Here is a 14,568-nt window from a genome sequence, read left to right as displayed (position 1 = left end):
CATTTTGAAGAAACAACAGCGGCTTGCTACCACAAATATGATCCGGCAACAGGCGCAAAAAAGGCATACCGTCCGCAGACGATATGCCTTAAATCTCAATATCATATGGCGCGCAGGTATTTTCAGCACACTCACCACTGAAAAACTGCTCAAACGCAGGCAGCCACTCGTATTAAACCATACAACGCGAATGGCCCAATTTTGAAGGATGCGACAGGGGAGATGCTCCGGTATGAAGTTGTTGTGTTTGTAGATGTGGGTAAAATGCAATAGGAAATTTTAGCACCGGTAACACTCCTTTCTTCCTCAAAATGGGTTCATTCTAACATGAGTAATCGTTCAAATTGGTAATAAATTTCAAAATGGATCTCGTATGGTTGAATCTTAACACCCTTTTTTGCGAATTGTCAAACCTTTTTCAAAAAAATGTATATGACTTGTCCAAGAAGCTCGCTGGGTTGAGACCGGTTGGTGGTCATTCTAAAAGATGCTATGATATAGTTGGCAGACGTCATTGTACAAGGAGATGAGCATAACGTATGAGCATACAGGTAACTGAACCTGCGGCACAGTGGTACATTAAGGAGCTTAGTTTGAATCGTGGAGATTCGATCCGTTTTTTTGTTCGCTATAGCTCTGGCGGTGGGTTGCATCCAGGCTTTTCTCTGGGAATTGCCGTAGAGCCGCCGCAGCACCCCGTATTACAGCATGAAGCGGCTGGCATTACGTTTTATATGGAGGACCAGGATTACTGGTATCTGAAGGGCCATCATCTGGAAGTTAAGTATTTGGAGGAACATGATGACATTATTTACACCTATGTTGAGGATGAACAAGCTTAGTGTTCCACTGTCAATCATAGCGTGCAAATAGTTTGGACATGAAAAGCGGCGGAGTATCGTGTTACAGGAGATAAGCCTGTACATGATGCTCCGCCGCTTTTTTGTGGTCAAGGCGGGTATGTCGTATGTCAAGGGTTGTTAAGTATCGGGCCATCGAGTGCAAAATCAAAATCATCAATGTCGTACACATGTACAGGTACGGAAGCTTCGATAATGCGGTGGATCCAGTCCAATTGATCCGTCAGAATGGGTAATGATTCACGCTGAGCTGTCAACACCAGTTCAGTCTCAATTGGATCAAAATATTCTCCGTAATGCGCTGTATCAACAGCATTAATGATGATGAGTGATGTATTGGCATCGAATAGAATAGGCAAGCTCTTGGCCCAAGGCATCTGAAGGGCACGCCGAATTTTTTTCTGATTCAACGGTTCCTCAAAATAACTGATCAACTCGCTTACCTTCCGCTTCACATGTTGATCGTCCATAGGATTATCCATGAGCGGCTCTGTGCTGTCCTGGAATTCGTATAGTTCTAGCAGTGATGTGTAAGGCACTATATATTCCACAGGGGCGGGAGATGTAAGTAGTTGGCCGTATATAGCCACCATTACAGCTTCCGTTACAAATTGTCGAGACATCGGTCAAGCCTCCTGCATTTACCAAATTATGCGATATGAGTATACCACAAAGCGGGACTGAATTCAGCCCGACATGCAGATTGCTATCATGTATTCCTATATTTGTTGTACGAATTTAGCTGCGGCCAATTAACAAGGAAAGCAATCCGGCAGCAATTAGAGGTCCAACAGGAACTCCTTTAAAGAAGGCAACGCCAATGACGGTCCCGATCAGTAGACCTGTCACAATAATGGGCTGTCCAGACATTAAAGTTACTCCGCGGCCGCCAAGATAGGCTACCAGAATTCCGATACCAATCGCGAGCAGTGATTTCCAGTGCAGGAAAGACTCCATCACCTGATTGATACTGATTTTACCGCTGGCTAGCGGGGTCATGACCCCGATCGTCAAAATAATAATTCCGATCGTCAGGCCATACTTTTCAAGCCAGGGGAAAGCAGTGTGAAAGCTGGTTACCCGCAGTAGCAGTAATACAACCATGGCAATAGTCACGGTAGAGTTGCCACTAACAATCCCTAGACCAGCCAATACCAGTAAGATAAGTGAGCTGTAATCCATACAGATGTTCTCCTTCGTTTATTTAGCTTTGGATATGTTCGGCGATTTGTCGCCCGTGCCAGCGGCCTGTTTCAATAAAAACTTCATTGGCATTGCTGCCTGAAGCGATGACCCCGGCGACATATACACCTGGGATGTTCGTTTCCATCGTGGCAGGATTAAATTCTGGTTTGTCCAGATCCTCAGCCATGTGAACGCCGACAGACTCCAGCAGTTTTCGCTCCGGGTGAAATCCGGTCAGTGCCAGTACAAAATCATTTTCGAGTCGGAATGCTTCAGTGTCCAGCGGAGTGACTACGACATGGTCTGGATGGATTTCGGTAATGCGTGCGCCTAAGTGCAGCGTGATCTTCCCTTTTTGTACCATACTGTCAAACAGTGGACGAACCCACGGCTTGATGTATTGAGACAACTCACTTCGACGATATACCATATCAATCGTAGCTCCGACCCGCACCAATTCCATCGCAGCATCTACCGCAGAGTTACTGCCACCGATAACTGCGACCCGGGTTCCTGTATAGGGATGGGCTTCGCTGAAATAGTGAGTGACTTTATCCAATTGTTCCCCGGGAATGCCCAAATAGTTCGGATGATCAAAATATCCTGTAGCCACTACGACATAACGTGACGAATACGTTTTGGTTATTTCTCCTTTGCTCAGGGTATGTACGGTAAATGTACCGTCTTCCTGGCGATGAATGGACTGGGCCTCCTCATAATGCTGAATGTTCAAGTTATAATGAGTGGCTACCTTACGATAGTACGCCAGTGCTTCATGACGAAAAGGTTTGTCATTAGGGGTGCTGAATGGAACATCACCGATTTCCAGTAGTTCGGCGGTGCTAAAAAACTGCATGTTCGTCGGATACAGAAAAATGGAGTGAACGATGTTGCTTTTTTCAATAATGACAGTTTGCAAACCTCTGCGGCTGCATTCGATTGCAGCGGATAGTCCGCAGGGTCCGCCACCGATAATGATTACGTCGTGCATTTGGATGAACCTCCAGTTGTATTGGTTTATTCCGCCAATTTTGTAGGGTTAACATTATTTTGACGATTAAAAACGGATCTCAGAATTGAAGCAAATAGCTCAGTATGTGAGAAGTTTTCAAATAATAATCCTACCGCAATGCGAACACAATATCCAGCCGTTTTCAGAAAGAGATAACGGACAGTGAAGATTGACAGCCACTTTTAGCAAACATATAATTAGATATATATCTATTTTGTATGATTGAATTCGCTTGCATAGCAAGTATGTACTAGTGAAAAGAGGTGGAATAACGATGCAACTGGATAAAATGGTCAATTATCATAAAGCACTTGCTGATCCAACGCGAATGCGGATATTACTTCTTTTGTCCCGTGGGGAGATGCATGGGCAAGCTTTGGCGAAAAAGCTGAATTTATCACAGCCGACTGTTACACATCATGCTTCCAAACTCCGTGAGGCTGGGTTGATTAAGGAACGACGTGATAAAAACACGGTGTATTTTACACTAAATCCAGAGCTGATCCGGCAGCATGCCGAGGCGACGGTGCAATTTATTTTCGAAAAAGGAGAGGGGGAGGAAGAGATGTCAGAGTTGAATGAAACGCTGGAGGCGTCGGTCTTACGCAATTTTTTTTCCAAGGACGGCAAGTTGCGCCAAATCCCTGCACAGTATAAGAAAAAATTGATTGTACTTCAGATGCTGGCAGAAAAGCTGGAGCCAGGCCGTAAGTATCCTGAACGTGAATTAAACGAGTGGATCAAGCAATACCATGAGGATTTTGCAACGATTCGGCGTGAGCTGATTATGCATCAGTTTATGTATAGGGAACGGGAAATGTACGAATTGAACCCGCGTGAGATGTGGACACGCTGGGATCAGGTACGCTAAACGAAACTTGACAAAGATTTCAAAAAAGTTCCGTAGCAGCCTTGACAGACAATTGATGGACTTGTATGATAAAGGAAATTTTAGGAGGAGGCGATGTTATATGCGTACGAACATGAATGGATGGGTTCAGCAGCAGAATGACTTGTCTCCCGCACGGACGATGCACGGTTAAAGACTGTATAGATCTATAGTCTTGGCTTAGCAGTTGGTTGGACAGTAGAACCAACGAAATCCGCAGGGAGTGATTCCCTGCGGATTTTTTATGGTTAGGCGTCTTGTTATCCAGTTGTTGATTCTGGGGAGTGGTCCGTGAGAGACCGCTTGCTTAAGTGAACGAACGGATCACATCGGCCTGAATCGTATACCCTCCGCAGGGAAACCCCTGCGGATTTTTTGCGTTGTTTGCATGCGGGGAGAAAAAATGTACACCTATCGAATAACACTACGATCAAAAATAAACGATGATTTCAGGAGGAAAACAATGAGTATACATGAATACGGTTGGTCTGATTACTGGAACGGTTTTTGGGACCAATGGAAGCAAAACTATGAGGAAAGAGCAGGAAATACACAGGTACGTCCTGCCCGCTTGATTGCCGATTATGGACAAAAGGTGAAGCTTATCACAATGGATGGAGAACGCTGGGGAGCGGCTTCAGGTAAGCTACGACATGCTATGGTCGATCCGGCGGAAATGCCTGCCGTAGGGGACTGGCTAGCAATCACTACGCCAGATGAAGTGTCAGATGCAGTCATCCATGCCGTCTTGCCGCGGAAAAGTCGAATATCTAGACAGGCTGCGGGCTTTGAGACAAAGGAACAGCTGATCGCTACCAATGTGGATACGTTGTTCCTTGTTAATGCGCTGAATCATGATTTTAATATGCGCAGACTGGAACGGTATTTAATTATGGCTTGGAACAGCGGGGTAAACCCGGTTGTCGTTTTGAGTAAAAGTGATCTTTGTGAAGATGTCGAACAACGGGTTGCTGAAGCGGAGGGAGTTGCCCCTGGTGTACCTGTTATCGTTATTTCTGCTTTGCAGAACGAAGGCAGAGAGCAACTGGAGGCGTTTCTTCAACCTGGCTGTACAGTTGCTTTGACAGGCTCTTCCGGTAGTGGAAAATCTACGATAGTAAACTGGCTCTCCGGGTCTGTAGTTCAACTGACACAGGATGTGAGGGAGGAAGACAGTCGGGGCAGGCACACAACCACTCACCGTCAGCTTTTTCCCATCGCAAAGCAAGCCGTTCTGCTGGATACACCTGGTATGCGCGAGCTTAATCTGTGGGATGATTCCATGGGTGTCGTTCATACCTTCACGGATATTATGGAAACGGCGCAGCAGTGCCGTTTTGCAGATTGCAAGCATAAGGGCGAAGCTGGATGTGCAGTGGAGGAAGCTATAGAGAGAGGGGAATTGTCGGAATCCAGAGTGAACAATTATCGAAAAATGCAGCGGGAACTGGAATATCAGGCGCGTAAGGAAGCAGACCGACGCAGGAAAGATAGCCGTTCAAGCATAGCCCCGGGTCGTAGGGATCAGCGAAGCGGCTGGCGACGTGATGTGGAGTGGTAAGCCGAACTGCAGTGAAGCATCAAATGTAAAAATATAAGAAAATCTAAGTTGTAGTCGGCATATGGTATAAAGGGGTGAATATATGCCGAACTACAGCATTGTGGTGGATTTATCGGATCGTCGTTTATATTTGAAAGATGGAGATCAGATTGTTCTTAGTTATCCAGTCGGTATTGGCAAGCTGGCTACACAGACACCGCATGGGCAATTTACGATTATTAACAAACAGCCCAATCCTGGCGGCCCTTTCGGAGTGTTCTGGATGGGGCTGTCCAAGCCGCATTACGGCATTCATGGTACCAATGAGCCATGGTCCATTGGCAAGATGGTGTCACATGGCTGCATTCGAATGCAGAATAAGGATGTGCTTGAGCTTCAGGAGAAGGTAAGTATAGGCACGCCAGTCACGATACAGCCGTAGCGGCTAGACGACACTAGATTCTGTATCTACTCAGACGAGGAAACCGCGCATAGGCTGTATCTGTGAAGCGTATTTCATGGTGAACGGCCGTAACGTTAAGTTAGATGCTGCGTTTAGTTACGATTTGGGTTGGATAGGGATACGGGCTTCAATCTGTTTGGAGCCCTCTTTGTCGTCTGCGGACTTGACTAAGGGTCCCGAAAGGCGTTCCCCTTGTGGACCGTACGCCTGTTTGGCGTTGGTCCACATATCTTCGTTCGGTTCGAAACTTATGACTATGGTGTAGTGGTTGGCAAGGCTCGGCTTTTTGACCCTCATGCTGAAGGAGCCGTCAGGCATAACTTTGGTTTGATCATCGTAGCCAAACTGCCATCGTCCCGGAAAATCAATCGTGAGTTTGACGTCCGACCCTTCCAGCAAATTGCTGCGCGCATATACATGATAATAGTTACCTTCTTGCTTCACATCAGGCTTAATCCACACTTGAGGGCTACCGTAGTCCTTAGGTTTGTTCCAGACGGGCTTAACTAAAGGGGTATTGCGTTCTTGTTCAGGATCAAATTCAGCCCCAATCCGAACTTCATGCAGAAGCTGTTTGTTTTCTTCGTATTGATATACATAAGGACCTTCTAATTTGTTGCCACCGCTGCCATACAGATTTCGTATTTCATTGTCTTGGTCATCTGGACGGAACAGAACAGTCAGATCTATACTGCCCTGTATTCCGGGGCGTTGTACCTGGAGTACAAAACTTCCATCCTTTTGAACGGTTGTCTCATCCGTGTACCCAGTTAACAGGGAGTTTTTGACCGCAAGATTCCCTTTGATCCGTGCTCCGGCCGGGAGGTTGGAATGTCCTGTAACCTTCACGGTATTTTTATCAATGCTAACGCCACCTGATATTTCGACATAGCTGCTGCCTTGCTTATGGACAGGTGTATGATTGGCAGCTCGTTCATCAAGGGATGATGCGCCTTGGTTGGGATTACCCGTTACGGTGTAGGCACGTGCTTCAGCTTCATGTTGGGCCATACTCCGGGTTGATGCTTTTTCCCTGCTGCATGCAGCCAGCATCGTTAGGATTAAGAATGCACATAAAAGGTTCCAGCCTATTTTGGTAATCATATGTTTACTCATGGTTTTTGCTCGCTCCTTGTCCATAGCTTCCAGGCTTAACGTGATAAAATTTTCGAAACTTTATGTATTTACCCTAATTAAAGGGTATGTAATCCCGTCTGCTTTATCCTATAAGTAACGTACCTGTTTAAACAACAGACAGAATGGTTAAAAATGGATAGCCTGATCATCCCCTTGAAAAGCAGGGGCAGCTTGCTGTAAAGGAGCCTGAGTCATATGTCCATTGACCGTTTTATCTTAAAAAAGCTGGACAACTGCCGGGAAGAGCATACACGCGCTAATTTACTAGAACTGTTTAGAATACGGATTGAGAAGGCGCAGAATAAGGAACGAGGCGGTAAAAAAGGTTATCGCAGAATACTTTAAATAGAGTCTAATCAAATGCATAGGCTGCGGTAAGTCACATGTATCATGTTTCAAAGCTGCTGATATGGAGAGGGTGCTGAAATGCCCCTCTCTTTTTTGTGTCTAATGTGGACAAAAAAAAGTCCCTCTTAATAGAGGGACAATGCCAATGAATCATTTTCACTTACGCTATGCAAGATGGCTTCACAACCGACAATCTCTATACTGATCAAAGAGTTAAGACATTTTTGAAGGGCACGCTTGCCGCTGGAGATTTTATTCTCCAAAGTGTTACTTAGAAGTTTTAATGTTTTTTGTACCGGTTGCTTATTTTCTTGATTGAAGTATACGGGAATACGTTTGTTTTGAAATGTAATTAATGTTCTCACAAAAATCACCTCGCCTGAGTTATTTCATGGCTTCATTGTAGTGCCCGTTTCTTAAAATTACCTTAAAAACACCTTATAAAAACATAAAGGTCTGAAAAATTTACAAAGTGTTCACAACAATCTAGGTAACAATCGAATTTAGTTCTAACTAATCGACAAAATGACGTATATCCCCATATTAAAAACGATTAAATACATATTATTGATGCTAATGGCTCTACTAACTTGAGAAAATATGACTAAAGTCGCTGTTTTATTTTTGGAGTGGGTATTTTGTAACAAATTGACAGTCTAATAGTCGGATGCTACAGTTACGATAGCCATATTTCCGTAGAAATAGGCTTTTTGCGTGAACTTTGCTATATATTAAGGATCGGGAGGGATGACAGATGATCCTGACCGTGCTTTCAGGACGACAGGAAACAGAGTGGTTTGACATCGAGGTAGCTGATGAATACTCGGTGGAACATTTAAAGTTGATGCTGGGTGTGCGCATTTTCGGCGAGCCTCCAGCGGAAGGCATGCAATATATTATGGAAGCAAAGTTCCCGGAAGGGCTTTGGTTCAGGGTGGGGGATAACCAGCTACTCACAGGATCAGGCTTGCGGGAAGGCTGTACTGTGCGTATTCAGCGCGCTTTTTCGACAACTCAGGACGAAGCGCCTGTGTATGGAAGGCGTTCTCTGTTTCAAAGTGAAAAAAATGGGTAAATACACACATGAAATTATATGAAACCTTGGTAAAATGAAATAGAAAGCGAAAAGGGGGACTTTTGTCTTGAATGCATTATACCAGCGATCCCCGAGATTAAGGCCGGCGCTCCGAGAGGAGAAGCTGGAGATTTTACGGCCTCCGGCTGAGCCGAGCAAGCCGTCTTTTTCTATTATATCTATACTTATTCCGTTAATGATGACGTTGGTGACTATAGGCTTTTACGTATATATGAGCAAAACAGGTAAGATGGGCAACAGTAACTATTTGATGTTCCAGATGGTTACTGTGGTCATGATGCTTACATCTTATACGATTCCTTTTTTCGTCTATCTAAATAATAAGAAGGAATACAAGCGTAAGCTTGAGGAACGGGACCGCATGTACCGGGAACAGCTCCAAAAGCATCGTGAAGAACTTGAAATGAAACGCGAGGAGCAAATTCGCACACTATATGAAATTCACGGTGACCCGCAAATATGTACTCAAATTGTCAAAAACCGCAACAGTTCACTCTGGGAACGATCACCTGAGGATGAGGACTTTTTGCAGGTGCGTATTGGGACTGGACAAGTTCCCTTCCATATTAAATTACAAATTCCACGCCCAGACGGTTATGATCGAGATCCTTTGTTGGGAGCTGCGGATGAACTGGAAGAAGAATTTCGTCTGGTAGACGCCGCTTCCATTGCATTACCGCTATTTCAATCTAAAGTGGTTGGATTGGTCGGCGAACGGGAACATACCCTTGCTGCGTTAAGAGTCATCTTGGCACAAGTGACGGTTCGTCACTCGCCAGATGAAGTGAAAATTGCTTCCTTCTATGACGAGCGAGAGGAAAGTGAATGGACTTGGATGCGCTGGCTCCCACATGTGTGGGATGATGACCGAATCCAGAGAATGATGTCAGACCGCAGTAGCAGTGCACATCAACTAGCTGATTTTCTGTTTGCCAGACTGAACCGCCGTAAAAATAATCGCAATGATCGTCAGGGCAGAGGGATGGAAGTCCCGTGTTATGTCGTTGTTTTATCTGACACCCAGCTGATTGAGGAAGAACCACTGCTGCCGTTGTTACTGGAGGACGGCCGAGCCATTGATGCGTGCACGATTGTGCTGGCTTCTCGTAAAGAAGCTTTGCCGATGCAGTGTCAGCTGATTGTGGAGGCTTCCAAAGAGCAGGGCGTATATGCCCGCAAATCAGAATCGGCGGAGGTTGAACAGCAAAGTTTTAAACCGGATCGTTTATCAAAAGAGGAAGCCGATGCATTGGCGCGATACATGGCTCCTATTCGCTTGAAGCGTTCCTCTGCTTCTGATATTCCCGCTGTGCTGCCTCTGTTTGATATGATGAGCGTAGCGAGTGTAGAAGAACTGGACGTGGCAGATCGGTGGCGACGTAACCGCCATCCTGATACCTTACCCGTACCGATGGGCGTGCGAGCAGGCGGCAAGAAGATTATGATAAACCTGCATGATAAGATAGAGCGTCAAGGACATGGTCCCCATGGCTTGATCGCCGGTACAACGGGTTCAGGGAAGAGTGAGGTTATCCAATCCATCGTAGCCTCGCTTGCTGCCGAGTTTCATCCGCATGATCTGGCTTTTATGCTGATCGATTACAAGGGTGGAGGCATGTCCAACACGTTCGTAAACTTGCCGCATGTGGTGGGTACAATTACGAACTTGGACAATAATTTGATTGAACGTGCCAAAATATCTCTTAAAGCAGAACTGGTTCGTCGACAGAAGATATTGAACGATGCAGGCAATTTACAGCATATTGATGAATATTACAGACTACTCCGGCAGCGGCAGGAACAACCGCTGCCTCATCTGGTTATTATTATTGATGAATTTGCACAATTAAAGCGGGATCAGCCAGAGTTCATGGACGAGCTAATCAGTATTGCCGCGATTGGGCGGACATTAGGTGTCCATCTGATTTTGGCGACGCAAAAGCCCGCAGGTGTCGTGGATGATAAGATCTGGAGTAACTCCAGGTTCCGCATCTGCTTACGGGTGCAAAGCGAAGGTGATAGCCGTGACATGTTGAAAATACCGAATGCTGCGTGGATTACGAAGCCGGGACGAGGATATTTTCAAGTGGGTAGCGACGAGGTGTTTGAAGAGATGCAGTTTGCTTGGAGCGGTGCGCCGTATATAGGCAACAGCGATATTTCTTCTGCACTACCTGTCCATGAAGTGAGACTGAACGGGAAACGTGAAGCGCTACTGACGGGCGGAGAACGGGCAAGCTCAGGCTTAAAAGGTGAAGAAGCTCCTAAACAACTTCAAGTATTTATTGATTATATTGCGAATGAGGCTGCTAAAGCAGGGATCGAACGACTTCAGGGACCGTGGCTTCCACCGCTGCCTGAATTGCTGGATTTAACAAATCTGCCTGCATGCACCGAAATAGATAGTACATCATCATCTTTGGAGCTGAAGGCTCTTATGGGTCTGGTGGATGATTTGCCCAATCAGCGGCAGGAGCCGATTTATGCATCGCTGGATCATGGTCATTGGGCTGTGTACGGTATGCCTGGCATGGGTAAAACGACCTTTTTGCATACGTTGCTGATGTCCACGGCTCAGCGTTTTACTGCGAATCATTGGAATGGTTATATCATTGACATGGGTCGAACGATGCGCGACTTTGGGGAACTTCCCCAAATCGGAGCTGTTATGATGGCTGAGGAAGATGACCGGATCAAGCGATTGTTCCGTTATCTGTTCAAGATGGTGGCCGTACGCAAGGAAATGCTTTCCGAGGCTGGTGTCAAAACAATAAGCTCTTATCGACGTTCTGCTGTCGAGGACATTCCGCAAATTGTCATAGTCATTGATGGATATCTTAATTTCCGTAATGCTTATCCAGATGAAAATGAACTGCTGGAATCTCTTTTGCGAGAAGGAGGTAGTCTAGGTATCACGTTTATCATTACGGCGAACCGGATTACCGATGTGTTTGAGAAATTCCGCAGTAACATACCGAATGCTGTTTCTTTTGAAATGTCCGACCCGAGTGACTATTATTATGCGGTAGGACGACCAGCCAAAACGCCAGGACCGTTAATTCCAGGCCGCGCCCTGGTTAAAGGACATGTTCCTCCGCTGGAGTTCCAAACGGCTTTGCCTTCACCAGGTGAAGATGAGGCGGAACGATCAGCACGGTTACGTCGCAATATCGCTGGCATTGCGCAGGAATGGAAAGGCAAGCACGCACCAGCCATTCTTCCATTACCTGAGCGGATTCCACTGTCGGAACTGCTTCAGCAGTGGGATCGGACAATTGGACCCTCGGGCGCACTTCCTTATGAGGTACCTGTAGGTCTACAGAGTGACGATCTTGAGCCTTTTCTCCTGAATCTAAAAGAAGGGCCCAATTTTATCGTGGGTAGTCCAATGGAGGGTGGAAAAACCTCTTTTCTAATGAGTTGGATTATATCGCTCGCTTATTACACATCACCTAATCAATTGGAAGTCTATACGATTGATACACGCTATGGAGGCGGAGGACTATCTAGATTACGGCATCTTCCTCATGTTAAGGCTGCTGCCGAAAGCGAAGAAGAAATGGGGCCTCTGGTACAGAAAGTGTATGATATCGTTCAACAGCGGAACAAGGAAGGGAATGATCCCGAATTGCTCCTGGTCATTGATGATGCGGATATGTTAAGTAAGCAACTGAACGATTTTATGATAAAGGATCAGCTCTCCGCCATTGTACGGTTGGGACGTGATCGCAATGTGCATGTCGTGCTATCGGGTGTGCCATCTGATTTTCCTACCTTTGGTGTGGACTGGTTTAATGATGTCAAGGCAAGCCAAAGTGGTATGCTATTTGGAACACTAGATTCGAATGATCTATCGTTCTTTCGTATCCCTTATTCGGAGGCGAACGCCGCTGCTGGTGGCCTAAAAGTCCTGCCACCTGGGCAGGGATACTACGTACGGCGCAAATTTACCAGGATAAAAGCGGCAATTCCCTTCTCAGAGCAAGTGAGCTGTGAGGATTGGATAACGAAAATTCGTGACCGATGGCATGTTGTAGTTTGAAGGGAGGTGGCTCATAATGTTAACGTTTCAAGCTTCCAAGCAGAAGTTAATAACCCTCAAGGCGAAGGAACTGTTTTTTCTAGCAGGCGTATTGGGTTCTGACAGACTGCTTGGGGTGGAAGATCCGTTTAAGGGCTATCTAGCAGAGGAGTTGGCGGAAGAGTGGGAGCAGGTAAAAGCTACTCTTTTGGAAAAGGGTTATCTAAAGCGGGCAGATAAGGGCAAAGAGCTAGCAATGCCTCCTACCGTTTTTTCAAGAGTCGCTATTGCGGGATTATCCAACAGGGCTTGCCGTATACGCTATGTGCGGGGAGGCAAGCAGTTTGAAGGCTATCTCCATTGCACGAACGAACGTGTAGTGGAACTCGCGAAATCCGCTGATGAACCCGATGAGTATCGACTGTACGATCTGGGTAATGTGGAAAAGGCTTGCGAAACATTGATTGATAAAATGGGTTGGGTAGATCGACTTGTGCCTGAATCCCCCGCACTTATGTTCTCCAAGCAGGCATTTAATAAAATTTACGAGCAGTCGGCAGGAGAAAGTGTATCTCTGATCAGCAGTAAACTGACCGAGGCTAGCGGAGATGCAGAGGGGTCTGTAAGCCTGGCTCAGTCTTTGAGTTCCCGTGTAGCCGAGGGAGAATTGCAATTGCTGGTCTGGAACGGTAGGGAGTGGGAATCACAACGGGCAGCCTTTGTCCTGTGTCCCGCAATGAACTGGATATTTCGGATGAGCTCTAGTGGTAACGGAGACTGGCTGATTGCAGCTATGGCTTCAAGAGATCAGTTTGTGGATTTATTATTAAATTGGTTGAAACAGTCGGCAGTGAATGAAGAAGTGACAGAAGAAGGGTGATGGATATGCGCATTCGAGTTGAACCGGATGTGCTTCGGGGGCTTAGCGGGCAGCTACAGCATGCGGCGGAGCAAATTCAACAGTTAACAGCAGGTTTGGAGCAGGCGTTACAATCGCTGGATTGGGATGTATCTGCACGCGAGGCGATCTTGAATCATTGGATGCAGGCCAAGCGGATGTCAGAACAGATCCATGCTTACCTCCATACATCAGGTACACAACTGAACCGAAAGGCAGAGCAGTTTCAGTCTGTTGACCACAACTATCAAACGATTCTGTCATTTGCCAGCCAACCATTGGGACGACCCGTCACGATGCTCGATTGGTCGAATCAGCAATCACCGTCTATTCTGCCTGGGCAAGCTTCGGAAGGAGGCAGTCTGATTTCGAACCCGCAGTCTGTCGTACATGCCATTGCTGGTGTACAGTCTTCGGATATAGAAACGTTGCACCAGGATATTCTGATGCAGGCGTCTTCTAGCAGTCCGCAGGATTGGTATTTTACTGATCCGTCTACAGCAAGAGACCAGCCTGTCGCTTAGTTGGGAACGCGTTCCGGGACAATCTGGATCGATTGCAAAATTTACTTGAATTCGTTTCGCAATTCCCGGCTTTATGGGACTTATTAGGTGGTTGTTTTGTTAATATTATACTGTTAGGTGCTGTTTTCTAGTTAAAAAGTGGGATTATAACAATTAGGTCCTTTGCCTTTTGTAGGGAATTAAATAGCCATAGTACAATTTGAACCAGATAAACAAAAACATTATTTATCATCAAGGAGGACGCAAAAAATGGCAGGACGCATTTTAATTACCCCAGAACAGGTTGATCAGGTGGCTAACCAATTTAAACAAAGTGGTGAGCAAAGCCAGCAGATCGTTTCCAGTTTGACACAGTCCATCTCAGGTATGGAAGGTCAATGGGAAGGTATGACTAAGCAACGCTTCTTCCAAGAGTTTCAGGAAGCTAGCAAACAAATGCAAGCTTTCGTAACGACTTTGAATAGCATCAGCCAAGAATTGACAGCTATCGCTAACAAATTCCGTACGGTTGACCAAACGAAATAAGTTGCCTTGCCTGATAGGGATCAACTTATCATACACCACTCTATAAAGAAGCAATATGTGAGCCATTCCT

16 protein-coding genes are annotated in these 14,568 nt (G+C 45.9%); 11 read left to right on the top strand and 5 right to left on the bottom strand.

Going from position 1 to position 14,568, the window contains the following annotated elements; genetic code table 11:
- Positions 1–4: 4 nt before the first annotated feature.
- Both WA407_RS04150 and WA407_RS04145 read left to right on the top strand, forming a co-directional pair.
- Positions 5–205, top strand: coding sequence for a hypothetical protein (locus WA407_RS04150; protein ID WP_231109418.1), 201 nt, complete (start codon positions 5–7; stop codon positions 203–205).
- 334 nt (positions 206–539) lie between these two features.
- On the top strand, positions 540–842 hold the full coding sequence (locus WA407_RS04145; protein ID WP_061829410.1) for a HesB/YadR/YfhF family protein: 303 nt from the start codon (positions 540–542) through the stop codon (positions 840–842).
- A gap of 128 nt (positions 843–970) precedes the next feature.
- Here the strand turns inward: WA407_RS04145 and WA407_RS04140 are convergent, their stop codons facing one another.
- The 3 genes from WA407_RS04140 to WA407_RS04130 form a co-directional block, all read right to left on the bottom strand.
- A complete protein-coding gene (locus WA407_RS04140; protein ID WP_023988256.1) occupies positions 971–1,483 on the bottom strand; it encodes a hypothetical protein in 513 nt (170 codons plus the stop codon).
- Between the two features lie 115 nt (positions 1,484–1,598).
- Positions 1,599–2,042, bottom strand: a complete 444-nt coding sequence (locus WA407_RS04135) for a DUF441 domain-containing protein (protein ID WP_029517055.1) — start codon at positions 2,040–2,042, stop codon at positions 1,599–1,601.
- 22 nt (positions 2,043–2,064) lie between these two features.
- Positions 2,065–3,036, bottom strand: a complete 972-nt coding sequence (locus WA407_RS04130) for a YpdA family putative bacillithiol disulfide reductase (RefSeq protein ID WP_235308154.1) — start codon at positions 3,034–3,036, stop codon at positions 2,065–2,067.
- Positions 3,037–3,331: 295 nt separating this feature from the next.
- Here WA407_RS04130 and WA407_RS04125 point away from each other — a divergent pair, with 295 nt between their 5' ends.
- From WA407_RS04125 to WA407_RS04115, 3 genes are all read left to right on the top strand, one after another.
- Positions 3,332–3,928: a DUF2087 domain-containing protein gene (locus WA407_RS04125; protein ID WP_235308155.1), complete on the top strand. Its 597-nt coding sequence runs from the start codon at positions 3,332–3,334 to the stop codon at positions 3,926–3,928.
- Between the two features lie 481 nt (positions 3,929–4,409).
- Positions 4,410–5,507 carry a ribosome small subunit-dependent GTPase A gene (gene rsgA, locus WA407_RS04120; RefSeq protein ID WP_336076852.1) on the top strand — a complete coding sequence of 366 codons (1,098 nt, stop codon included), beginning with the start codon at positions 4,410–4,412 and terminating at the stop codon, positions 5,505–5,507.
- Positions 5,508–5,589: 82 nt separating this feature from the next.
- Entirely contained in the window at positions 5,590–5,928 is a 339-nt protein-coding gene (locus WA407_RS04115; RefSeq protein WP_235308157.1) for a L,D-transpeptidase, read from the top strand.
- Between the two features lie 117 nt (positions 5,929–6,045).
- On the opposite strand, the gene WA407_RS04110 is transcribed toward WA407_RS04115, so the two are convergent.
- Positions 6,046–7,065, bottom strand: a complete 1,020-nt coding sequence (locus tag WA407_RS04110; RefSeq protein ID WP_336076851.1) for a flagellar motor protein MotB — start codon at positions 7,063–7,065, stop codon at positions 6,046–6,048.
- Positions 7,066–7,281: 216 nt separating this feature from the next.
- Between WA407_RS04110 and WA407_RS04105 the strand changes: the two genes are divergently transcribed.
- The gene (locus WA407_RS04105; protein WP_023988262.1) at positions 7,282–7,431 is read left to right on the top strand and encodes a hypothetical protein; all 150 of its coding nucleotides are present in this window, start codon (positions 7,282–7,284) and stop codon (positions 7,429–7,431) included.
- Positions 7,432–7,559: 128 nt separating this feature from the next.
- Here the strand turns inward: WA407_RS04105 and WA407_RS04100 are convergent, their stop codons facing one another.
- Entirely contained in the window at positions 7,560–7,799 is a 240-nt protein-coding gene (locus tag WA407_RS04100) for a hypothetical protein (protein WP_013370782.1), read from the bottom strand.
- Positions 7,800–8,188: 389 nt separating this feature from the next.
- Between WA407_RS04100 and WA407_RS04095 the strand changes: the two genes are divergently transcribed.
- From WA407_RS04095 to WA407_RS04075, 5 genes are all read left to right on the top strand, one after another.
- Positions 8,189–8,509, top strand: a complete 321-nt coding sequence (locus tag WA407_RS04095) for a hypothetical protein (RefSeq protein ID WP_023988263.1) — start codon at positions 8,189–8,191, stop codon at positions 8,507–8,509.
- Between the two features lie 67 nt (positions 8,510–8,576).
- Positions 8,577–12,572, top strand: coding sequence for a type VII secretion protein EssC (gene essC / locus WA407_RS04090; protein WP_235308159.1), 3,996 nt, complete (start codon positions 8,577–8,579; stop codon positions 12,570–12,572).
- Between the two features lie 16 nt (positions 12,573–12,588).
- Complete coding sequence (locus WA407_RS04085; protein WP_235308160.1) at positions 12,589–13,431, top strand: hypothetical protein; 843 nt, start codon at positions 12,589–12,591, stop codon at positions 13,429–13,431.
- Positions 13,432–13,436: 5 nt separating this feature from the next.
- Positions 13,437–13,973, top strand: coding sequence for a WXG100 family type VII secretion target (locus WA407_RS04080; protein WP_061829458.1), 537 nt, complete (start codon positions 13,437–13,439; stop codon positions 13,971–13,973).
- A gap of 249 nt (positions 13,974–14,222) precedes the next feature.
- Positions 14,223–14,498, top strand: coding sequence for a WXG100 family type VII secretion target (locus tag WA407_RS04075; protein WP_013309990.1), 276 nt, complete (start codon positions 14,223–14,225; stop codon positions 14,496–14,498).
- Positions 14,499–14,568: the final 70 nt, after the last annotated feature.

Source organism: Paenibacillus sp. 203, assembly GCF_037027525.1.
Classification (GTDB): domain Bacteria; phylum Bacillota; class Bacilli; order Paenibacillales; family Paenibacillaceae; genus Paenibacillus; species Paenibacillus polymyxa_B.
The sequence above is the reverse complement of the archived record's forward strand: the minus strand, read 5'-3'. Positions and strand labels throughout refer to the sequence as shown.